This window comes from Terrirubrum flagellatum, assembly GCF_022059845.1.
Classification (GTDB): Bacteria; Pseudomonadota; Alphaproteobacteria; order Rhizobiales; family Beijerinckiaceae; genus Terrirubrum; species Terrirubrum flagellatum.
Genome location: NZ_CP091851.1, coordinates 32,799 through 52,814, shown reverse-complemented (window position 1 = coordinate 52,814; position 20,016 = coordinate 32,799). Strand labels below are relative to the sequence as shown.

Sequence of the window (20,016 nt, the reverse complement as noted above, 5' to 3'; positions counted from 1 at the left end):
GATTTCCACGGCGAAACTGTAAAGAGGGTCGCCGAAACGCAGGGATCGCGGGCCGATGGCGGATCAGGATCATGAAACGTCGGCGGCTGGCGGCGGAGCCAGACGCCGCATTCTGATTCTCGGCGGCTATGGAACCTTCGGCGGCCGGCTGGCGCGGCTGCTCGCCGACGAATCCCGTCTGACTCTGCTGATAGCGGGCCGCTCTCTGGAAAAGGCGCAGGCCTTCAGCGCCAGCTTGCCGGCGGGCGCCGAAAGGCGCGCCGCTGTTTTCGATCGGTCGGGCGATGTGAGCCGCCAGCTTGGCGAACTTGAACCTGACCTCGTCGTCGACGCCTCTGGCCCCTTCCAGAACTATGGCGCCGATCCCTATGCGCTCGTGCGCGCCTGCATCTCATTGAAGATCGACTATCTCGACCTCGCCGACGGCGCCGATTTCGTCGCCGGCGTGGCCTCACAGGACGCAGAGGCGAAGGCGGCCGGCGTCTATGCGCTATCGGGCGTCAGCAGCTTTCCCGTGCTCACGGCCGCCGTCGTCAGGGCGCTGGCTGCATCCATGACCCGGATCGATTCGATCAGCGCCGGGATCGCGCCCTCGCCTCACGCCGGCGTGGGCTTGAACGTCATCCGCGCCATCGCGAGCTACGCCGGCCAGCCGATCCGCCTCCGACGCCGCGGCGTCGAAACTGAAGCGCCCGGCCTGATCGATTCGCGGCGCTACACCGTGCGGCCGCCCGGCATGCCGCCGCTCGACAATATCCGCTTCTCGCTCGTCGACGTGCCCGACCTTCGCCTTCTGCCGAAACTGTGGCCTGACGCGCGCGATGTCTGGATCGGCGCAGGCCCGACGCCGGCGATCCTGCATCGCGCCCTGTCGATGCTCGCCCATCTCGTGCGATGGCGTGTTATCCCGACGCTCGAACCGCTCGCGCCGCTCTTTCACGCCGCGATCAATCTGTTGCGCTGGGGCGAGCATCGCGGCGGTATGTTCGTCGAGGTCGAAGGCGTCAGCGCTGAGGGCAAGCTCACACGCCGGTCCTGGCATTTTCTGGCGGAAGGCGATGACGGCCCCTTCATTCCTTCGATGGCGGTCGAGGGCATCGTGCGCGCCGAACTTGCAGGGCGACGGCCCGCATCAGGCGCCCGCGCCGCGGTGAACGAACTCGAATTGTCGGATTATGACACGCTGTTTGCGCGCCGCGCCATTCGCCATGCATTCCGTGATGAAGTCGATCCGCGCGCACCGCTCTATCGCCGCATGCTGGCGAATGCGTGGGACGCGCTCCCCGCGACGATTCGCGCGATGCATGAATTCGGCGCCGACGTCGCGCATGGCCTCGCCGAGATCGAGCGCGGCTCCTCATTCATGGCGCGCGTGATTGCGAGTCTCTTCGGCTTTCCCGAAGCCGGCGATGATATTCCCGTCACCGTGCGTTTTGCGCGCGGCTCCGCCGTCGAGGTCTGGACGCGGACTTTCGCGGACAAGAGCTTTCAAAGTCGGCAGTCGATCGGCGTCGGTCGCCATGAAGGTCTCTTGCGCGAGCGCTTCGGCCCTTTCATCTTTGGACTCGCGCTTATCGTCGACGAAGGCCGCTTACGACTTGTCCCGAAAAAATGGTCATTTCTCGGCATTCCCTTGCCGCGATCGCTCACGCCGCGCGGCGACGCCTATGAAGAGGAGCGCGACGGAAAATTCCGCTTCAATGTCGAGATCAGACTGCCGCTGATCGGATTGATCGTCGCCTATCGCGGATGGTTGGAGCCCGAGCGGCCAACCGGCGCGTAAAAAAATCGCCTCAGGCCAGCCAGTCCGGAATACGATCGAGCCCGATCAGTTCCTCATAGCTCGTCCGCGGACGCACGATGGCCCAGTTCGCGCCATCGACGAGCACTTCTGGAACAAGCAGACGCGTGTTGTAGGTGCCGGACTGCACGGCGCCATAGGCGCCCGCCGTCATCGCCGCAAGCAGATCGCCGCTCTTCACTTCGGGCATGCGGCGCCCTTGCGCGAGGAAATCGCCGCTTTCGCACACGGGGCCAACAACATCGGCCTCGATCCACTTAGCATCGACCGCCGGCGAAGCCACCGGCTTGATCTCGTGATAGGCCTCGTAAAGCGTCGGCCGGATCAGGTCGTTCATCGCTGCGTCAACGATGACGAAGGTCTTGCCCTCACCCTGCTTCACATAGATCACGGAGAAGACGAGAATCCCAGCATTGCCTGCAAGCATGCGGCCCTGCTCGAAGATCAGCTTCAGCCCGAGCCCCCGCGTGTGCTTGAGAATCGTCTGGGCATAGGCGTTGGGATCGGGCGGCGGCTCATTGTCGCCGCGATAGGGAATGCCGAGCCCGCCACCAAGATCCATGTGGTGCAGCTTGTGGCCGTCGGCCATGAGGTCGCGTGCGAGTTCGGCTAGCAGCGCCGTCGCATTGTCGAACGGCTCGAGATCGGTGATCTGCGAGCCGATATGCATGTCGACGCCTGATATCTCGATGCCCGGCAGCTTCCGCGCCAGCGCATAGACATCGCGCGCGCGAGAAATCGGAACGCCGAACTTGTTGTCGAACTTGCCGGTCGAAATCTTGGCGTGCGTCTTCGCGTCGACGTCAGGATTGACGCGCACCGACACCCGCGCGGTCGCCGACTTCGACGTCGCGACCTCGGAGAGCGCCTGCAACTCCGGCTCGGATTCGACGTTGAAGCAGAGGATGCCGGCGTCGAGGCCTTCCGCCATTTCTTCGCGCGTCTTGCCGACGCCGGAGAAGACGATGCGTTCGCCGGGCACGCCTGCGGCGAGCGCGCGCCTGAGTTCGCCGCGCGAGACGATGTCCATGCCGGCGCCGAGCTTCGCCAGAGTCCTCAGCACGCCCTGATTGGAGTTTGCCTTCATGGCGTAGCAGACAAGAGTCGGCGTCTCGGCGAAGGCTTCGGCGAAGACGCGATAATGTCGCGTCAGCGTCGCCGTGGAGTAGCAGTAGAAAGGCGTGCCGACCTCGCGCGCGATCTCGCGCAGATCGACATCCTCGGCGTGCATGACGCCATTGCGAACCAGAAAATGATGCATGTCGAAGTCAGGTAACGGGCGACGCCCGATCAGAGCAGGAAATCAAGGACGAAGGGGCCGGGCGGCGGTTTGATCGGCTCTCGTCGTCCCTGCGAGGGCTGGCCGATCGGATTTCCGATCGCGCCGGCCGTCGTCGGCGTCTCCCGCTGGGCATTGTCCTCGCCGGGGATGTCGCGACCGCCGATCGGCGCTTCGAGCGGTCCCCGTCGCCCACAGCCCGCGACGATAACGGCCAGCGACAGGGCGACGAGCGCAAACTTCACCTGACGCGAGAGGGGCAAGGGCACGAAACGTCTCCAAACAGCCATAGCACTATAGCATTGTGGATGCAGGGCGCGGCAACCCTACCGCCATCACGTTACTTCTTCGGTTTCGCCAACGCCTTCAGCCAGCGCTGCGCCTGCTTCTTCACGTTCGCGGGCGCGGTGCCGCCATAGCTCAGGCGGCTCTTGACCGATTTCTCGACGCCGAGCACCGCGAAGACATCCCTGGTGATGCGGGGATCGACGCCCTGCATCTCCGCAAGCGACAGATCCTCAAGACCGACACCACGCGCCGAGGCGAGGCCGACGATGCGGCCCGTGATGTGATGGGCCTCGCGGAAAGGCGTCTTCAACGTGCGCACCAACCAGTCCGCGAGATCGGTCGCCGTGGCGTAGCCGACGCCGGCGGCCGCCTTCATCGTCTCGAGTTGCGGCTCCATGTCGCGCACCATGCCCGTCGTCGCGGCAAGGCAGAGCGACAATGTGGAGAGCGCGTCGAACACGCCTTCCTTGTCCTCCTGCATGTCCTTGCCGTAGGTCAGCGGCAGGCCCTTCATCACGATCAGCAGCGCGTTGAGCGCACCAACGACGCGGCCGGTCTTGCCGCGCACGAGTTCGGCCGCATCGGGATTGCGCTTCTGCGGCATGATCGACGAGCCTGTCGTGAACTTGTCGGAAAGTTTCACGAAACCGAATTGCGGCGTCGTCCACAGCACGATCTCCTCGGCGAAGCGCGAGAGATGCATGGCGCAGATCGAGGCGGCGGACAGAGCTTCGAGCGCGAAGTCGCGATCGCCGACGCTGTCGAGCGAATTCGCGGTCGGACGATCAAAACCGAGCTCCTTCGCCGTCATGTGGCGATCGATCGGGAACGAGGTGCCGCAGAGCGCCGCGGCGCCGAGCGGGCATTCGTTCATGCGTTTGCGCGCATCGGCGAAGCGGCTTGCATCGCGGCCGAGCATCTCGACATAGGCGAGGAGATGATGGCCGAAGGTCGTCGGCTGCGCCGACTGCAGATGCGTGAAGCCCGGCATGATCGCGTCGGCGTGTTGGGCGGCCTTCTCCGCGAGCGCCGTCTGCAATTCCGCGATCTGGACGCCGAGTTCATCGACCGTGTCGCGGACCCAGAGACGCATATCGAGTGCGACCTGGTCGTTGCGCGAGCGGCCGGTATGGAGCCGTCCGGCCGGCGGCCCGATAAGGTCCGCGAGACGCGATTCCACATTCATATGAATGTCTTCGAGCGCCCGCGAAAAAGTGAACGTCCCGCTCTCGATTTCCTTGGCGACCGACTGTAACCCCTGCGCGATGGCTTTGGCGTCGGACTTCGTGACGATCCCCGTGGCGGCCAGCATGGCGACATGGGCGAGCGAACCTCGGATGTCCTGGCGCCAGAGCTTCTGGTCGAACCCGATGGAGGCGTTGATCTCCTCCATGATCGCGGCCGGCGCTGACTCGTAGCGGCCGCCCCACATCCTGTTGCTCATGACCGAACCTGCCTCTTCACTCTCTCCAGCGCCCCGTCGCTTCCGCCGATCGCTGATCGCGCTCGCTGCGCTTGTCGTTGCGGCGGGCGCGGCCGGAGGGCTCCTATACGGCTCTTTTGCCGGCGGCAACGAGACGGCGTGCGCAGCGAGCAAGACCGTCGCGCAGAAGGTCGCGCCGCTGGCGAAGGGCGAGGTCGCCGCGCTGGTCGTGCGCGACAATCCCGGCGCTCTTCCCAATCTTGATTTCGTCAGGCCGGATGGTCAGGCGATGAAGCTGTCAGACTTCAAGGGCAAGACGGTGCTCCTCAATCTCTGGGCGACATGGTGCGCGCCCTGCCGCAAGGAGATGCCGGCGCTCGACAGACTGCAGGAGTCGTTCGGCGGCGAGGACTTCCAGGTCGTGTCGATCAACATCGACCAGCGCGGCGAGGACAAGCCGCACAAGTTTCTGAACGAGATCGGCGTGACGCGTCTCGTCCGCTACGCCGACGCTTCGGCGAAGGTGTTTTCGGACCTGAAAGGCGCCGGCAAGGCGTTCGGCATGCCGACGACGATCCTGATCGACAGGAATGGCTGCGAGATCGGCAATCTCGCCGGCCCGGCCGAATGGTCGAGCCCGGACGCCTTCGCGCTGATCAGGGCGGCGCTGGCGGGGTAGCTGCGGGCGTTCGCCTCACTGGATCGGGTCGCGCCAAGCCGCTATCGACGGGACGAAGTTCTTCTGGAAGCCGCCATGTCGCTTGATCCCACTATCGTCGCCACGCTCTCGCAGGTCACCACCGCGACGCTCACCACGATCCTTCTGAAGAAGGGTCTGCGCAATGTCTGGATGCGCGGCACAAAGCCGATCAAAACGGGTCAGCCGCGTCTCGTTGGCCGCGCCTTCACGCTGCGCTTCGTGCCCGCGCGCGAAGACCTCGCCACGCCGGAAAGCTGGTCTTCGCCGACCTCGACCCGCGCCGCCATCGAGGCGATGCCGGAAGGCTGCATCTGCGTCGCCGACGCGATGGGCGTCACCGACGCCGGCATCTTCGGCGACATTCTCTGCGCGCGCATGAAGAAGCGCGGCGTCGCTGGTCTCATCACCGATGGCGTGCTGCGCGACGCCGCTGGCGTGCTCTCCACCCATCTTCCGGTCTGGTGCCAGGGCGTCGCGGCGCCGCCGTCCGTCGCCGGCCTGACCTTCGTCGCCTGGCAGCAGCCCATCGCCTGCGGCGGCGTCGCGGTGTTCCCCGACGATGTTGTCGTGGTCGATGACGACGGCGCCGTGCTGATCCCGCAGGCTCTGGTTGAGGACGTGATCAAGCTCGCACCCGAGCAGGAGCGCATGGAGGCCTGGATCATGAATGAGGTCAATCGCGGCGTGCCGCTGCCCGGCCTCTATCCCATGAACGCCGAGACGAAAGCGCGTTACGAAGCGACGAAGAAGAGCTGATCGACCGTCGTTTCGCACATAGGGCGTCGCTCACCGCGCATTGCTTTCGCTTGACGGTTTCGCGCGCAGTCTGTTCGCTGCCGACAAGGCGCTGCGGCGTCATTCGTGGGCAATCGCGGAGCGCTGATCAATGACCGGTTCGCTGTGGGCGTTTCTCGCGATATCTATTTTTGTGATCTGCACGCCGGGTCCCGACACCGCAATCACCGTTCGCAATGCGATCATTGGCGGCCGAGGCGCAGGCGTTGCGACGGCTTGCGGCGTCGCTGTCGGTCAGGCGATCTGGGCGCTGGCGACGGGTCTCGGACTTGTCGCGATCCTGCTCGCCTCGGAGCTCATCTTCAACACGATCAAGCTTCTCGGCGCCGTCTATCTCATTTGGCTCGGCGCGCAGACAATCTTTCACGCGTTTCATAATGGCGTCGCAGCGGCGGCCAAAGTCGCGCATGCCGGCCGCAAGCTCGAACGCTGGCGCGCATTGCGTCACGGCTTGCTCAGCGATCTCGGCAATCCCAAGATGGCGGCGTTCTTCGCGAGCGTGCTGCCGCAATTCGCGCCGCAGGGCGAAGGAATGCTGGCGACGATTCTTCTGCTCGGCGCTCTCTTCGCCGCAATGACTTTTGCGTGGCTCGCCCTTTACGTGTTCATCGTCACGGCGGTTGGCGGCGTTCTGCAAAGATCGAGAATTTGGCGGGCGCTTGAAGGAGCAACCGGCGCAATCCTGATCCTGCTCGGCGTCAGACTCGCCGCCGAACAGCGATAGTCCTGGAGCGGCGTCTGCTCAAATTGAATCGCCATGCCCCGCTATCATTTTGTTTGTCGCAACTTTTCGCGGAAAACCGGTTCCCACTTTTCCGTACGTTGCTCTAGCTGCGCCGGCTGAAGGCGAGCGCTGGCGGGGTGAACCGCCCCACAAGCCGCTGCCGCCCGGCGGGATAAAGAAATTTCACCGCCGTGATCGCCGCGCCGCGCGTCCAGGTGCGGCGCTCGATCGTGAGACACGCTGCTCCGGGCTGGATGCGCAGCCATTGCGCCTCTTCGCGCGTCGCTTCCGCCGCGCCGATGATATGCTCCGCATCAGACCACAGGCTGTTCTCGATCAGCCAGTCGCCCGGCGGCTTCTCCGCGAAGGCTTCGTGCTCCGCCTCCGGCGCCGCGGCGAGATGGATGATGCGGTCTTCGAGCACATGCGGCGTATCATCAGAGAAATGCCGCGTGACAATGTGCAGCACGCGTTCGCGCGCGCTGACGCCGAAACGCTCCGCAAGCTCTGCGCCAGCAAGACCTGCACGGCGCGAGAGAATCGTGAAGCGATAGGCGTGACCGCTGCGCTTCACCTCTTCGGGAATCGAGAGAAGCTCGAGCGCCGCATGGGTCGCGGTCGGCGACGCCACCACGCTGCCCGAACGACGACGGCGCTGAATGAGGCCGGCGTCGGCGAGAGCGGACAAGGCGCGATGCACCGTCATACGCGAGGCGTCGAGTTGGCTCATCAGTTGGCGCTCCGGCGGCACGGGCGTCCCCGGCGGCCACGCCCCGCTGGCGATCAGATCGGCGAGCGCGCGCCTGATCTGGTCATAGACCGGACCTTGACCGTCGAGCCTGATTTCGCCCGACCGGCTTTGCGATACGACCTCGTCCATCACGAAAGCAGCCTGCGCATGGTTTCGCCATAGCGCCGCGCAACCGTCTCGCGCGCGAAGTGGCGGCCATTGTCCACAACCTTCACGCCGCCGACGCGCACTTCCGCAACAGGCGGATTGGCGATGGCGAAGATCGCGCTGTCGATGAGCGCGTCGCCGCGCCGGCCTACAAGCGCAGGATGATCGGAATCGAGCGTCACGAGATCGGCGCGGCAGCCCGGCGCGATCTTGCCGATCTTGCGGCCGCAGGCCTGCGCGCCGCCGGCGAGCGCGGATTCATAAAGCGTGCGCCCGACCGAGCCGCCAAGCTCCGCAAGCAGCGAGCGCCGCTGATCGCGCAGCCGCTGCGAATATTCCAGCATGCGCAACTCCGCGCCGACGCCGATCTCGATGTTGGAATCCGTGCCGACGCCGAAGCGTCCACCGATGTCGCGGTAGTTCACGCCGTCGAACACGCCGTCGCCGAGATTGGCTTCCGTCACCGGACAGAGGCCCGCGACGGCGCTGCTTTCGCCCAGCTGATTGCGCTCTTCTTCCGTGAGATGGGTCGCATGGATCAGGCACCATTGCTCGCCGACGTAAGTGGAGTCGAACAGCAACTCGACCGGACGCTTGCCGCCCCAGGCGATACAGTCATCGACCTCCTTCTGCTGCTCCGCGACATGGATGTGGATCGGCCCGCCTTTCGCCATCTCCTTCACAGTCACGAGATCGGAGATCGAAACCGCGCGCAACGAATGCGGCGCGATTCCGAGCCGCGCATCGGGAAGCCCCGCGATCGCCTTGCCTGACGCCTCATGAAGTTTTCCGAACAGTTCGCGATCGCTGACGAAACGCCGTTGGCCCGGCGTTGGCGGCGCGCCGCCGAAATTGCCGAAGCGATAGAACACCGGCAGCAGCGTCAAACCAATATTCGACTCGCGCGCCGCCTCCGCGATCGCGGACGCCATCGCCGCCACATCGCCATAGGGGCGCCCATCGATGTCGTGGTGGAGATAGTGGAACTCCGCGACCGACGTGAAGCCATGCTCGACCATCTCGACATAGGCCTGCGCGGCGATAGCGCGCACGTCATCAGGCGTCAGTCTGTCGAGGAACCCGTACATCACCTCGCGCCAGGTCCAGAAGGAATCCTCCTGCTGACCGCGCTTTTCCGACAGGCCCGCCATTCCCCGCTGGAAGGCGTGGCTGTGCAGATTGGGCATGCCCGGCACAGTGAGGCCCGAAACCGGCATCGCATCCGGCCGCCGTTCGGCCCGCGGCTCCGCCGCCATGATCACGCCGTCGGCGACCGTGACCCTGACATTTTCGACGATCCCCTCCGCCATGAGCGCCTGGGCGAGGTGAAGAATTTCCATGCCGAATCCGGCCTCCGGCTATTTGCATATGCAAATAGATAGCATATGGGTTTCGCTTGGGAAGCGAGGAGACTCTATTGCCAAGCTGCGGGACAGTGTGGACCAACGCCCGGCTGGCGACCATGGCCGGCGGCGCGCCCTACGGCGCGATTGAGGACGGGCTGATCGCGGAGCAAAATGGCCGCATCCTCTGGGCGGGCCAGCGCCGCGACGCCCCCTCCTTCGACGCGCAAAAGATGATCGACTGCGAAGGCCACTGGATCACGCCCGGCCTGATCGATTGCCACACCCATCTCGTCTATGGCGGCGACCGCGCGCATGAGTTCGAGCTGAGACTCGGCGGCGCAACCTATGAGGAAGTCGCGCGCGCCGGCGGCGGCATCGTCTCCACCGTGCGCGCGACGCGAGAGGCTAACGAGGCCACGCTTTTCGCCTCCGCCGATCGACGCCTGCGCGAATTGATGGCGGAAGGCGTCACGACGATCGAGATCAAATCCGGTTACGGGCTCGATCTTCAAACTGAAGCGAAGCAGCTGCGCGTCGCGCGCCGACTCGGCGCTGAACGCGACGTGCGCGTCACCACGACGTTTCTTGGCGCCCATGCGCTGCCGCCGGAATATAAAGACCGCGCCGACGCCTATATCGATCTCGTCGCCGGCCCCATGCTTGATGCAATCGCTGCGGAAAAGCTCGCCGACGCCGTCGATGTCTTCTGCGAGAACATCGCCTTCTCCATTGCGCAGACGAAGCGGATTTTCGAAGCCGCGCGCGCGAAGAATCTTCCGGTGAAGATTCACGCCGAGCAGCTTTCAAATCTCGGCGGCGCGGCGCTCGCCGCATCTTTCGGCGCGCTGTCCGCCGATCATCTCGAATATCTCGATGACGGCGGCGCGGAAGCGATGGCGCGCGCGGGAACCGTCGCGGTGCTGTTGCCCGGCGCGTTCTATTTCATTCGCGAGAAGCAGCTCCCGCCGGTCGATATCCTGCGCCGGCGCAATGTCCCGATCGCGCTTGCGACCGATTGCAATCCCGGCTCCTCGCCGATGACATCGATTTTGCTCGCGCTCAACATGGCCTGCACACTGTTCCGCATGACCCCGGAAGAAGCGCTCGCCGGCGTCACGCGCCACGCCGCGCGCGCGCTTGGCCTGCAGAACGACATCGGAACGCTCGAAGCCGGCAAAAGCTGCGACCTCGCCATCTGGGACATCGAGCGCCCGGCCGAGCTCAGCTATCGTATCGGCGCCAATCCGCTTTTCGCCCGCATCCGCAACGGACAGACGACGTGACACAGACGCTTCATCCCGGCGACGCCACGCTCGATCAGTGGCGCGCCATTCTCGCCGGCGACTCCGTCGCGCTCTCGGACGATGCATGGCCGGCGATCGATGCGAGCGCCGCCGTCGTTGCGCGTATCGTCGCGTCGGGCGAAGCGACCTATGGAGTCAACACCGGCTTTGGAAAGCTCGCGAGCGTGCGCATCGCGGCGAAGGATCTGGCGGCGCTGCAGCGCAATCTCATTCTCTCGCACGCGGCGGGAACGGGGCCTGATCTGCCTGACCGCATCGTGCGGCTCATTCTCGGCATGAAGGCTGCGAGTCTCGCGCGCGGCGCGTCAGGCGTGCGAAGCGAGGTGGTGCGTTCGCTGCTCGCAGCCCTCGACAGAAACGCGCTGCCAGCCATTCCCGCGAAAGGCTCCGTCGGCGCCTCGGGCGATCTCGCGCCGCTCGCGCATATGACCGCGTCGCTGATGGGCTACGGCCATATCAGGATCGAAGGCGAGCGCATCGCGGCCGACGAGGCTCTGAAGCGCGTCGGCGCGTCGGCGCTGGCGCTTGGACCGAAAGAAGGACTCGCGCTGATCAACGGCACGCAGGTCTCGACCGCGATCGCCATCGCGGGCCTGACCGACCTCGCGCACATCTTCGATGCAGCGCTGGCGACCGGCGCGCTTTGTGTTGACGCGCTCAAAGGCTCCGACGCCCCGTTCGACGCGCGCATCCAGAAGCTGCGAGGGCAGCCGGGCCAGATGAAGGTCGCGGAAACGCTGCGGCGTCTGATTGTTGGCAGCGCCATCCGCGAGAGCCATCGCTTTGGCGATCCCAAGGTGCAGGACCCCTACTCGCTGCGCTGCCAGCCGCAGGTCATGGGCGCGGTTCTCGATGTGATGACGAACGCCGCCGCAACATTGGCGCGCGAGGCGAACGCCGTCACCGACAATCCGCTTGTCATCAGCGACAACGAGATCGTCTCCGGCGGCAATTTCCATGCGGAGCCGGTCGCCTTCGCAGCTGACATGCTGGCGATGGCGGCGTGCGAGATCGGCAACCTTTCCGAGCGCCGCATCGCGCTGCTCGTCGACCCGGTAATGAGCGGCCTGCCAGCCTTTCTCGCGCGCGACGCCGGCCTCCATTCCGGCCTGATGATAGCGCAGGTGACGGCCGCCGCGCTCGCTTCGGAAAACAAGCAGAAGGCGGCGCCGGCGTCCGTCGACTCGATCCCGACATCGGCAAATCAGGAGGATCATGTGTCGATGGCGACGCATGGCGCCTATCGCCTGCTCGACATGGCGCGCAACGCCGCCAGCATCATCGCCATCGAATTGCTTGGCGCGGCCGAAGCGATCGAACATCATCGCCCGTTGAAAAGCAGCGAGCCGCTGGAGCGCTTGCATGATCTGGTTCGCGACCATGTCGCGCCGCTCCACGCCGACCGCTACATGGCGCCTGACATCGAAGCGTTGACACAACTTGTTCTGTCGGGCGCAATCGGTGAGGCGGCCGGGCTCGACGTTTTTGCAAGCTGGAGCGCGTCATGAGCATCGTGACGATCGACGAGGGGCCAAGCCCGCTCATCCTCTCCATGCCCCATCCGGGCACGCAGATTCCAGGCAGCGTTCACGCCCAACTCAACGATGTCGGCCTCGCGGTCGCCGACACTGACTGGCACATGCGCGAGCTTTATGTCTGCGCCCATCGCTTTCATCCGACGATCGTCGAGGCGACGCAGTCGCGCTATGTCATCGACCTTAATCGCGATCCCACCGGCGCTTCACTTTATCCCGGACAGGCGACGACCGAACTCGTGCCGACGACGGATTTCGACGGCCGCCCGATCTGGAAGATGCCGCCCGGCGAAGCCGAAATCGAGCGCCGCAAGCAGCTCTATTTCAAGCCCTATCACGACGCGCTGGCGGCGCAGATCGCGCGCGTGAAGGCGAAGCACGGCTACTGCGTGCTTTATGACTGCCACTCCATTCGCTCGCACATTCCGCGCCTGTTTCCAGGCGAGCTTCCCATTCTCAATCTCGGCACGAATGGCGGCCTGAGCTGCGCGAAAAGCGTCCATGATGCGGCGTCGGATGCGGCCGCGAACAGCGGCCTCTCCCATGTCGTCAACGGCCGATTCAAGGGCGGCTGGATCACGCGTTATTACGGCCGGCCTGACGATCATGTGCATGCGATCCAGATGGAGATCGCGCAGCGCGCCTATCTCGCGCGCGAAACCGCGCCCTGCGCTTTCGACGCCGCCGTCGCGCGGCCGCTGCGGCAGGCGCTCGACAACATTCTTGATTCCATTCTGCGCGCCGCAGCCGCCCTCGAAGGACAGAAATAATGACCCGTCTCGACAACACTCGCGTCATCCGCGCGCCGCGCGGGCCCGAGAAGAGCGCCAGGAGCTGGCTCACCGAAGCGGCGCTACGCATGCTCATGAACAATCTCGACCCCGAGGTCGCGGAGAAGCCGGAAGAGCTCGTGGTTTATGGCGGCATCGGCCGCGCCGCGCGCGACTGGGAAAGCTTCGACCGCATCGTCCACGCGCTGCGGAAGCTTGAGAATGACGAAACGCTGCTGGTGCAGTCGGGCAAGCCGGTCGGCGTCTTCCGCACGCACGCCGATGCGCCGCGTGTGCTGATCGCGAATTCCAATCTTGTTCCGGGTTGGGCGAACTGGGAGCATTTTCATCATCTCGATAAGCTCGGGCTGATGATGTACGGCCAGATGACCGCCGGCTCCTGGATCTATATTGGCACGCAGGGCATCGTTCAGGGGACTTACGAGACCTTCGCCGAAGTCGGCCGCCAGCATTTCGGCGGAAATCTCAAAGGCAAATGGATCCTCACCGGCGGCCTCGGCGGCATGGGCGGCGCGCAGCCGCTCGCGGCAACGATGGCCGGAGCCTCCATGCTCGCCGTCGAATGCAAGCCGTCGAGCATCGATTTTCGCCTGCGCACGAAATATCTCGACGAGAAGGCGTCATCCGTCGATGAGGCACTTGAAATCATCAAGCGCAGCCATGCGCAGGGAAAGCCCGTCTCCGTGGGCGTTCTCGGCAACGCGGCGGAAGTGTTTCCCGATCTCGTGAAGCGCGGCATTCGCCCCGACGTCGTCACCGACCAGACCTCGGCGCATGATCCGCTCAACGGTTATCTCCCCGCGGGCTGGACGCTGGAGGAATGGGCCGAGCGCCGCGAGCGCGATCCCGCGGGAACGACGCAGGCGGCCAAGCAGTCGATGGCGACGCATGTGCGCGCCATGCTCGATTTCCATCGCATGGGCGTGCCCACGCTCGACTACGGCAACAACATCCGCCAGATGGCGAAGGATATGGGCGTCGCCGACGCGTTCGATTTTCCCGGCTTCGTGCCGGCCTATATCCGCCCGCTTTTCTGCCGCGGCGTCGGCCCATTTCGTTGGGCTGCTTTGTCAGGCGACCCCGAGGACATCTATCGCACCGATCAGCGCGTGAAGGAGTTGATGCCAAATGATGCGCATCTCCATCACTGGCTCGACATGGCGAAGGAGCGCATCAAGTTCCAGGGGCTGCCGGCGCGCATTTGCTGGGTCGGCCTCGGCGATCGCCATCGTCTCGGCCTGGCCTTCAACGAGATGGTGGCGAAGGGCGAGGTGAAGGCGCCGATCGTGATCGGCCGCGACCATCTCGATTCCGGTTCGGTCGCGTCTCCCAACCGCGAGACCGAAGCGATGAAGGACGGCACTGACGCCGTGTCGGACTGGCCGCTGCTCAATGCTTTGCTCAACACCGCCGGCGGCGCGACCTGGGTGTCGCTGCATCATGGCGGCGGCGTCGGCATGGGCTATTCCCAGCACGCCGGCGTCGTCATCGTCGCGGACGGAACGCCCGAAGCGGCGAAGCGGCTCGAGCGCGTGCTCTGGAACGATCCTGGCACAGGCGTCATGCGCCACGCCGACGCGGGCTACGAGATCGCGATCGAATGCGCGAAGGAGAAGGGCCTGAAGCTGCCGAGTTTGGGGATCGGGGATTGAAATTCCCCGCTCGACCCGCTATCTGACTAGTCAGACTAGTCAGGAGGAGGTCATGGCTTGGGCGCTGCAAGACGCGAAGGCGAAGTTCAGCGAAGTCGTGAAGCGGGCCCAGACCGAAGGGCCGCAGCGAGTGACAGTGCGCGGCGCGCCAGCGGTGGTCGTCATCGCCGAGAGCGAACTCGACGAACTTCGCAAGAAGGCCAATGTGACGCCGAAGATGTCGTTTGACGAGTTCCTGTTGTCAGGCGAGCCTTGGCCGGACGATTTCGTCGACGAAATCATCAACCGACCCAAGGATTATGGTCGGGATATCGATCTTTGAGCTTTTTGCTCGACACGAACGCGCTCTCGGATATGCGGCGGCGCGCGCCGCCGATTGTCGCCTGGCTCAAATCGACCTCCGGCCAGACTCGGTTCTGCAGTGTGATTTCAATTGGGGAGATCACCAAAGGAATCGAGAAACGTCGAAAGTCTGACGAGCCATTGGCGGCGCGACTAGCGGTCTGGCTTCGCGACCTCGAAATGGAGTTTGGGGAGCGCGTCCTTCCCATCACCACCGAAATAGCCGTCGCATGGGGAAGAATCGCGTCAGGACGCACGCGTGACACCGCAGATTCCCTCATCGCCGCCACTGCGATCGTTCATGATCTGACGCTCGTGACTCGCAACACTCGCGACTTCGCCGATCTCTCGATCAAGCTCTATGATCCCTGGAGCGCCTGACGCTCAATGCGCCGCGCCGATCACCTCGGCGCGGATTTCCTCAACGAGCCGCTCTTTCAACGCGACGAAAGCGGCGCTTGTCTTGATCGTGTAGGGCCGGGGATGCGGCAGGTCGACCGCGATGTCGGCCTTGATCCGCCCCGGCCGCGCGCTCATCACCACAACGCGCGAGGCCATGAAGATCGCTTCCTCGACGTCGTGCGTGACGAACAGCACCGTCTTGCGTTCGCGCTCCCAGATGCCAAGCAGCATTTCCTGCATCAGGGCGCGCGTCTGGTTGTCGAGGGCGCCGAAAGGCTCATCAAGCAGAAGGATTTTCGGGCTGTTCGCCAGGGCGCGCGCGATCGCGGTGCGCTGCTGCATGCCGCCCGACAACTGCCGGGGATAATGCTGCTCGAATCCCTTGAGGCCGACGCGCTCGGCCCATTGGCGCGCGAGGCCGCGACGTTCGGGTTCCGACACGCCGCGCTCGCGCAGGCCGAACGCAATATTGTCCTCGATCGTCAACCACGGAAACAGAGTGTAGCTCTGGAACACCATGCCGCGATCGGCGCCGGGACCTGTCACCGCGCCGCCATCGAGCAGTACGCGGCCTTCTGACGGCGTTTCAAGCCCGGCGACGATGCGCAGCAGGGTCGACTTTCCGCAGCCTGACGGGCCGAGGATGGTGATGAAGTCGTTGTCGGCGATAACAAGCGACGTCGGCGTCAGGGCGCGCGTCGGCTGCGCGCCGCGCTGCGCCGGAAACAGCTTGCCGACGCCTTCGATGGAAAGCTTGCTCACGAACGGATTCTCAAATGCGCGCCCAGGGGAAAAGGCGCGCATTCGCCGCCTTGAACAGGAAATCCGAGATCAGGCCGATGACGCCGATCACGATGATGCCGAAGATGATCTGGCCGGTGTTCAGCAAAGCCTGGCTGTCGGTGATCATATGGCCAATGCCTGATGACGAGCCGATGAGTTCGGCGACGATGACGTAGGTCCAGGCCCAGCCGAGCACCATGCGAAGAATCTCCGCGATCTCGGGCGCTGCGTTCGGCAGCAGCACGCGCGTCACGAGTGAACGATCGCTGGCGCCAAGCGTATAGGCGGCGTCGACGAGATCGCGCCGGACGCCGCCGACCGCCACCGCGATCATCAGCACGAGCTGGAAGAAGGAGCCGATGAAGATCACCAGCAGCTTCTGCGTCTCGCCGATGCCGGCCCACAGGATCAGCAGCGGAATGAAGGCCGAAGCCGGAAGATAGCGCGCGAAGGAGACGAACGGCTCGAAGAACGCTTCAATAGACTTGTACGCGCCCATCATGATGCCGAGCGGCAGCGCGATCAGCGCCGCGAGCACGAAGCCGCCGACGACGCGCCAGATCGTGATGATGATATCAAAAAGAAATCCATGCTTGACGACAAGATTGGCGCCTTCCTCGACCATGGTGATCGGGCTCGCCAGAAACAGCTTCGGCACATAGCCGCCGAGCGTCGCGATCGCCCAGATCGCAACAAACAACGCGAAGAAGCCGACGCCATAGCCGAATTTCGCCGGCGCGGAGACGGGTTGAAGGGGTCTCATGAGAACGAAACAACAGATTGAGCGCTGCAAACCGTCGACGCAACGCGACGATTTCTACGCGCCTTCCCTCCCCCCTTGCGGGGGAGGGTGGCTTGCGCGGCGCGATGCGAAGCATCGTCGCGAGCAAGCCGGGAGAGGGGGATTCGGAAAGCGCCCAGCGAAGCGCAATCAGAAAAAGATAACGACAAGATCAAGAGCTTTGGCCCCCTCTCCCGGTCGGCTGCGCCGACCACCCTCTCCCGCTGATCTCGGGCTCGCCCGAGATCAGTTTCGAAATGCGCAAGTCGGGCGGGCCCGACTTGCGGTGGGAGAGGGACGCCAACGATAAAGATTGAGCGCGTGAACCTGCGCTCGCACGCTACTGGTTTCAGCTCCCGCTCGCAGTCGCAAAACGCGTGTCGACCAGAGTCGCGGCGTCAGGCTTCTCCTTGATCAGCCCCATTTCGAGCAGCAGATCCGCCGCCTTAGCGGTGAAGCTCTGCCATTCGCCGGAGAAGAATTTCTTGTTGCCCTCGGCGTCCGACCAACGGAGATAGCCCGCCGATTTGCCGAAATCCTCGCCGCTCTGCTTCACGTCGGCGCCCATGATCTCGTAGGCCTTCTTCTGGTCGCTCTTGATCATTTCGAGCGCTTCGAAATAGCTCTTCGTGATCGCCTTCACCGCCGCTTCATTCTCGCTGATGAATTTCGGCGTGCAGCCGAACGTGTCCATCACCATGGGATAATCGAGCGTGGTGGCGATGATCTTGCCGGCCTCGGGCTTGGCGCGCACAGCCGAGAGATAAGGCTCGTAGGTCATGGCCGCATCGTTCTGGCCGGCGAGAAGCGCCTGCGCAGCAGGCCCCGGCTCCATGTTGACGACGGTGACGTCCTTCACCGTCATGCCGTTCTCTTTCAGCATCCAGGCGAGCGCGAAATAGGGCGACGTGCCGGGCGCTGACGCCGCCACCGTCTTGCCTTTGAGATCCTTGATCGACGCGATCGCGCCGCGCACCGCCATGCCGTCGGCGCCATAGGACTTGTCAAGCTGGAAGAGCTGCTTCGTCGCGACGCCATTGGCGTTCCAGACGATCCAGGTCTCGACAGTCGTCGCCGCGCACTGGATGTCGCCCGACGCGATGGCGAGATGGCGCGTGCCCTGCGGCACCTTCTTGATCGTCACGTCGAGGCCGTTCTTGGCGAAGATGCCCGCTTCTTTCGCGAGCGTCAGCGGCGCGAAACCGGTCCAGCCGGAAATGCCAATCGACACCTTGGTCTGCGCGTCAGCGCCCGCGCTCCACAGTCCGAACGCCAGCGCCGCAGCGCCCGCCATCCACTTGTTCATGCCTGCCTCCTCTGCGGCGCAATCGCGCGATAGCGTCGCGCCAGCTTTCGCCGCTCCCCTGCAAGCGGCGTTCCATGGATTCACACTAATTGCCTATGCAAATCGGTCAAGCCGCCGCTCGCTGCTGACAGCCCCTGTCAGCAGGCCTGTCCTAGAAGATCGCAAAGAGGAAAGGACATCCGATGACCGTCCGGGGAAGCTGCCATTGCCACGCCATCCAATTCGAGGTGACCGAGATTCCGGCCAAGGCGACGCGCTGCACCTGCTCCTTCTGCTCCAAGCGCGGCGCGCTCTGGAGCTATCACACGCCCGATAAGTTCAAGCTGCTCACTGCGCGCGATCGCGTCGCGACCTATCAATGGCGCAGCTACACAGTGCAGCATCACCATTGCGCCATCTGCGGCTGCGGCGCCTATACGGAGACGCCGAGTTGGGTCGATGGCAAGCCTGACTTTTCGCAGATGCGCGTCAGCATCAACATCCGGCTACTCGACGATGTCGATATCGACGCCATTCCCGTCGACGTCATCGACGGGAAGAATCTGTGGTGACCACGCCGACAACGGAAGCCTGATCGCTCATGTTTGCGAAGTCCCTGTTCCGCAGCGCCGATCTTTCGATCACCGACTATCGCTGCGATTCCGGACCTGATGATCCGCCCTTCGAGGAGATGCATGATCTGCATTCGCTCGCCTATGTCCGGAAGGGCAGCTTCAGCTGCGAGGCGGTCGGCGAGACGTTCGAGATGACGCCGGGCTCGCTGATGGTCGGGGCGCCGGGCGACGAATTTGTCTGCTCGCACACGCATCACGCCTGCGGCGACGAATGCCTGTCGATCAAATTCTCCGCGGCGCTCGCGGATGAGATCGGCGTTGATCCAAAGACCTGGCGCATCGGCGCCGTCGCGCCTCTCGCCGAGATCGTCGTCGCCGGCGAATTCGCCGATGTCGCCGCCGCAGGAGAAAGCGATGTCAGCGCGGACGAGGCGGCGCTGATGTTGACGCAGCGCTTCGGAGACATTGTCGCTGGCCGTTCGCGATCACGCATGCGGCTTGCGCCGCGCGACCGGAAGCGCGCCGTGGAAGCAGCGCTCTGGCTCGACGGGAATGCGCACGAAGAAATCGATCTCGAACAGATCGCCGCCCGCTTCGATCTTAGCGCCTTCCATTTCCTGCGCGTGTTCAAGGCGGCCCTCGGCGTGACGCCGCATCAATATCTCGTGCGCTGCCGCTTGCGCCATGCGGCGCGCCTTCTTGCCGAGGAAGCGGCGCCCATCACCGATGTCGCCTATGACGTCGGTTTCGCGGACCTTTCCAATTTCGTGCGCACGTTCCATCGCGCCGCCGGCGTTTCGCCGCGCCGCTATCGCGACGCCGCCAGAGGCGACCGCAAGATTCTCCAAGAACGGATCGCAACGCCCCTCCTAAGTTGAGCGTCTAACGGAGGTTCTCATGTATGATCATCTTGGCTTGCGGGTGCGTGATCTCGCCGCCAGCATCCGCTTCTACAAGGCCGCGCTCAAGCCGCTCGGTTTCGTGCTCGACTCCGAAGGCGAAGGCTATGCGGGTTTCGGGCCGGCCGGCGCCCCCGCGCTCTGGCTTTACGCAAGCGACGCCAAATCCGGCGCCGGCGCCCATGTCGCGTTCTCGGCGAAAGACCATGACGCCGTCGACAAGTTCCACGCCGCAGGGCTGAAGGCCGGCGGCAAGGACAATGGCAAGCCGGGGCCGCGCAAGGACTACAGCCCGACCTACTACGCCTCGTTCCTGATCGATCCCGACGGGAACAATGTCGAGGCTGTCTGCGTGTAGCAACCGCCGCCCGATCGCGCGGGCGACATTCGCTCGCGCGATCGGGCTGTGAGGA

At 64.4% G+C, this 20,016-nt stretch carries 21 protein-coding genes; 13 read left to right on the top strand and 8 right to left on the bottom strand.

Annotated features, from left to right (window positions below):
• The first annotated feature begins 55 nt into the window (after positions 1-55).
• Positions 56-1,783, top strand: a complete 1,728-nt coding sequence (locus L8F45_RS00270; RefSeq protein ID WP_342360892.1) for a saccharopine dehydrogenase family protein — start codon at positions 56-58, stop codon at positions 1,781-1,783.
• A gap of 10 nt (positions 1,784-1,793) precedes the next feature.
• Here the strand turns inward: L8F45_RS00270 and lysA are convergent, their stop codons facing one another.
• From lysA to argH, 3 genes are all read right to left on the bottom strand, one after another.
• The gene (gene lysA, locus L8F45_RS00265) at positions 1,794-3,062 is read right to left on the bottom strand and encodes a diaminopimelate decarboxylase (RefSeq protein ID WP_342360891.1); all 1,269 of its coding nucleotides are present in this window, start codon (positions 3,060-3,062) and stop codon (positions 1,794-1,796) included.
• Positions 3,063-3,091: 29 nt separating this feature from the next.
• Positions 3,092-3,349 (bottom strand): LptM family lipoprotein, encoded by a 258-nt coding sequence (locus tag L8F45_RS00260; RefSeq protein ID WP_342360890.1) that lies wholly within the window; start codon positions 3,347-3,349, stop codon positions 3,092-3,094.
• A 71-nt stretch (positions 3,350-3,420) separates the two neighbouring features.
• Complete coding sequence (gene argH, locus L8F45_RS00255; protein ID WP_342360889.1) at positions 3,421-4,812, bottom strand: argininosuccinate lyase; 1,392 nt, start codon at positions 4,810-4,812, stop codon at positions 3,421-3,423.
• Between argH and tlpA the strand changes: the two genes are divergently transcribed.
• The 3 genes from tlpA to L8F45_RS00240 all read left to right on the top strand — a co-directional run bounded on the left by tlpA (position 4,811) and on the right by L8F45_RS00240 (position 7,010).
• Complete coding sequence (gene tlpA, locus L8F45_RS00250) at positions 4,811-5,470, top strand: thiol:disulfide interchange protein TlpA (RefSeq protein ID WP_342360888.1); 660 nt, start codon at positions 4,811-4,813, stop codon at positions 5,468-5,470. The two genes, argH and tlpA, sit on opposite strands and share 2 nt — an antisense overlap.
• 75 nt (positions 5,471-5,545) lie before the next feature.
• Entirely contained in the window at positions 5,546-6,247 is a 702-nt protein-coding gene (locus L8F45_RS00245; RefSeq protein ID WP_342360887.1) for a ribonuclease activity regulator RraA, read from the top strand.
• Positions 6,248-6,377: 130 nt separating this feature from the next.
• On the top strand, positions 6,378-7,010 hold the full coding sequence (locus L8F45_RS00240; protein ID WP_342360886.1) for a LysE family translocator: 633 nt from the start codon (positions 6,378-6,380) through the stop codon (positions 7,008-7,010).
• Positions 7,011-7,113: 103 nt separating this feature from the next.
• Here the strand turns inward: L8F45_RS00240 and L8F45_RS00235 are convergent, their stop codons facing one another.
• Both L8F45_RS00235 and L8F45_RS00230 read right to left on the bottom strand, forming a co-directional pair.
• Positions 7,114-7,890, bottom strand: a complete 777-nt coding sequence (locus L8F45_RS00235) for a histidine utilization transcriptional repressor HutC (RefSeq protein WP_342360885.1) — start codon at positions 7,888-7,890, stop codon at positions 7,114-7,116.
• On the bottom strand, positions 7,890-9,248 hold the full coding sequence (locus L8F45_RS00230) for a formimidoylglutamate deiminase (protein WP_342360884.1): 1,359 nt from the start codon (positions 9,246-9,248) through the stop codon (positions 7,890-7,892). Before L8F45_RS00230 ends, L8F45_RS00235 begins: the two co-directional genes overlap by 1 nt.
• Positions 9,249-9,370: 122 nt before the next feature.
• Here L8F45_RS00230 and hutI point away from each other — a divergent pair, with 122 nt between their 5' ends.
• Genes hutI through L8F45_RS00200 form a run of 6 tightly spaced genes read left to right on the top strand, consistent with a single transcriptional unit; the run spans position 9,371 to position 15,259 of the window.
• On the top strand, positions 9,371-10,537 hold the full coding sequence (gene hutI, locus L8F45_RS00225; protein WP_342363587.1) for an imidazolonepropionase: 1,167 nt from the start codon (positions 9,371-9,373) through the stop codon (positions 10,535-10,537).
• Positions 10,534-12,066 carry a histidine ammonia-lyase gene (gene hutH / locus L8F45_RS00220; protein ID WP_342360883.1) on the top strand — a complete coding sequence of 511 codons (1,533 nt, stop codon included), beginning with the start codon at positions 10,534-10,536 and terminating at the stop codon, positions 12,064-12,066. The genes hutI and hutH overlap by 4 nt, the downstream gene beginning before the upstream one ends.
• Positions 12,063-12,863 carry an N-formylglutamate deformylase gene (gene hutG, locus L8F45_RS00215; RefSeq protein WP_342360882.1) on the top strand — a complete coding sequence of 267 codons (801 nt, stop codon included), beginning with the start codon at positions 12,063-12,065 and terminating at the stop codon, positions 12,861-12,863. The genes hutH and hutG overlap by 4 nt, the downstream gene beginning before the upstream one ends.
• Positions 12,863-14,536, top strand: a complete 1,674-nt coding sequence (gene hutU, locus L8F45_RS00210) for a urocanate hydratase (RefSeq protein WP_425329971.1) — start codon at positions 12,863-12,865, stop codon at positions 14,534-14,536. Before hutG ends, hutU begins: the two co-directional genes overlap by 1 nt.
• A gap of 52 nt (positions 14,537-14,588) precedes the next feature.
• Entirely contained in the window at positions 14,589-14,858 is a 270-nt protein-coding gene (locus L8F45_RS00205; RefSeq protein ID WP_342360881.1) for a type II toxin-antitoxin system Phd/YefM family antitoxin, read from the top strand.
• A gap of 32 nt (positions 14,859-14,890) precedes the next feature.
• On the top strand, positions 14,891-15,259 hold the full coding sequence (locus tag L8F45_RS00200; protein ID WP_342360880.1) for a type II toxin-antitoxin system VapC family toxin: 369 nt from the start codon (positions 14,891-14,893) through the stop codon (positions 15,257-15,259).
• 3 nt (positions 15,260-15,262) lie between these two features.
• Here L8F45_RS00200 and L8F45_RS00195 read toward each other — a convergent pair whose 3' ends face one another.
• The 3 genes from L8F45_RS00195 to L8F45_RS00185 all read right to left on the bottom strand — a co-directional run bounded on the left by L8F45_RS00195 (position 15,263) and on the right by L8F45_RS00185 (position 18,138).
• Complete coding sequence (locus L8F45_RS00195; protein WP_342360879.1) at positions 15,263-16,042, bottom strand: ABC transporter ATP-binding protein; 780 nt, start codon at positions 16,040-16,042, stop codon at positions 15,263-15,265.
• Between the two features lie 10 nt (positions 16,043-16,052).
• Positions 16,053-16,826 carry an ABC transporter permease gene (locus L8F45_RS00190; RefSeq protein WP_342360878.1) on the bottom strand — a complete coding sequence of 258 codons (774 nt, stop codon included), beginning with the start codon at positions 16,824-16,826 and terminating at the stop codon, positions 16,053-16,055.
• A gap of 367 nt (positions 16,827-17,193) precedes the next feature.
• Positions 17,194-18,138, bottom strand: coding sequence for an ABC transporter substrate-binding protein (locus tag L8F45_RS00185; protein WP_342363585.1), 945 nt, complete (start codon positions 18,136-18,138; stop codon positions 17,194-17,196).
• Between the two features lie 194 nt (positions 18,139-18,332).
• Between L8F45_RS00185 and L8F45_RS00180 the strand changes: the two genes are divergently transcribed.
• Genes L8F45_RS00180 through L8F45_RS00170 form a run of 3 tightly spaced genes read left to right on the top strand, consistent with a single transcriptional unit; the run spans position 18,333 to position 19,961 of the window.
• Positions 18,333-18,701 (top strand): GFA family protein, encoded by a 369-nt coding sequence (locus L8F45_RS00180; RefSeq protein ID WP_342360877.1) that lies wholly within the window; start codon positions 18,333-18,335, stop codon positions 18,699-18,701.
• Between the two features lie 29 nt (positions 18,702-18,730).
• Positions 18,731-19,582 carry a helix-turn-helix transcriptional regulator gene (locus L8F45_RS00175; protein ID WP_342360876.1) on the top strand — a complete coding sequence of 284 codons (852 nt, stop codon included), beginning with the start codon at positions 18,731-18,733 and terminating at the stop codon, positions 19,580-19,582.
• A 19-nt stretch (positions 19,583-19,601) separates the two neighbouring features.
• Complete coding sequence (locus L8F45_RS00170; RefSeq protein ID WP_342360875.1) at positions 19,602-19,961, top strand: VOC family protein; 360 nt, start codon at positions 19,602-19,604, stop codon at positions 19,959-19,961.
• The last annotated feature ends 55 nt before the right edge of the window (positions 19,962-20,016 follow it).

Excerpts from the sequence above, each read along its gene's own strand:
- L8F45_RS00270 (WP_342360892.1), top strand. The coding sequence starts at position 56 with ATGGCGGATCAGGATCATGAAACGTCGGCGGCTGGCGGCGGAGCCAGA.
- lysA (WP_342360891.1), bottom strand. The coding sequence starts at position 3,062 with ATGCATCATTTTCTGGTTCGCAATGGCGTCATGCACGCCGAGGATGTC.
- tlpA (WP_342360888.1), top strand. The coding sequence starts at position 4,811 with ATGACCGAACCTGCCTCTTCACTCTCTCCAGCGCCCCGTCGCTTCCGC.
- argH (WP_342360889.1), bottom strand. The coding sequence starts at position 4,812 with ATGAGCAACAGGATGTGGGGCGGCCGCTACGAGTCAGCGCCGGCCGCG.
- L8F45_RS00245 (WP_342360887.1), top strand. The coding sequence starts at position 5,546 with ATGTCGCTTGATCCCACTATCGTCGCCACGCTCTCGCAGGTCACCACC.
- L8F45_RS00240 (WP_342360886.1), top strand. The coding sequence starts at position 6,378 with ATGACCGGTTCGCTGTGGGCGTTTCTCGCGATATCTATTTTTGTGATC.
- L8F45_RS00235 (WP_342360885.1), bottom strand. The coding sequence starts at position 7,890 with ATGGACGAGGTCGTATCGCAAAGCCGGTCGGGCGAAATCAGGCTCGAC.
- L8F45_RS00230 (WP_342360884.1), bottom strand. The coding sequence starts at position 9,248 with ATGGAAATTCTTCACCTCGCCCAGGCGCTCATGGCGGAGGGGATCGTC.
- hutI (WP_342363587.1), top strand. The coding sequence starts at position 9,371 with ATGGCCGGCGGCGCGCCCTACGGCGCGATTGAGGACGGGCTGATCGCG.
- hutG (WP_342360882.1), top strand. The coding sequence starts at position 12,063 with ATGAGCATCGTGACGATCGACGAGGGGCCAAGCCCGCTCATCCTCTCC.
- hutU (WP_425329971.1), top strand. The coding sequence starts at position 12,863 with ATGACCCGTCTCGACAACACTCGCGTCATCCGCGCGCCGCGCGGGCCC.
- L8F45_RS00205 (WP_342360881.1), top strand. The coding sequence starts at position 14,589 with ATGGCTTGGGCGCTGCAAGACGCGAAGGCGAAGTTCAGCGAAGTCGTG.
- L8F45_RS00200 (WP_342360880.1), top strand. The coding sequence starts at position 14,891 with ATGCGGCGGCGCGCGCCGCCGATTGTCGCCTGGCTCAAATCGACCTCC.
- L8F45_RS00190 (WP_342360878.1), bottom strand. The coding sequence starts at position 16,826 with ATGAGACCCCTTCAACCCGTCTCCGCGCCGGCGAAATTCGGCTATGGC.
- L8F45_RS00185 (WP_342363585.1), bottom strand. The coding sequence starts at position 18,138 with ATGGCGGGCGCTGCGGCGCTGGCGTTCGGACTGTGGAGCGCGGGCGCT.
- L8F45_RS00180 (WP_342360877.1), top strand. The coding sequence starts at position 18,333 with ATGACCGTCCGGGGAAGCTGCCATTGCCACGCCATCCAATTCGAGGTG.
- L8F45_RS00175 (WP_342360876.1), top strand. The coding sequence starts at position 18,731 with ATGTTTGCGAAGTCCCTGTTCCGCAGCGCCGATCTTTCGATCACCGAC.
- L8F45_RS00170 (WP_342360875.1), top strand. The coding sequence starts at position 19,602 with ATGTATGATCATCTTGGCTTGCGGGTGCGTGATCTCGCCGCCAGCATC.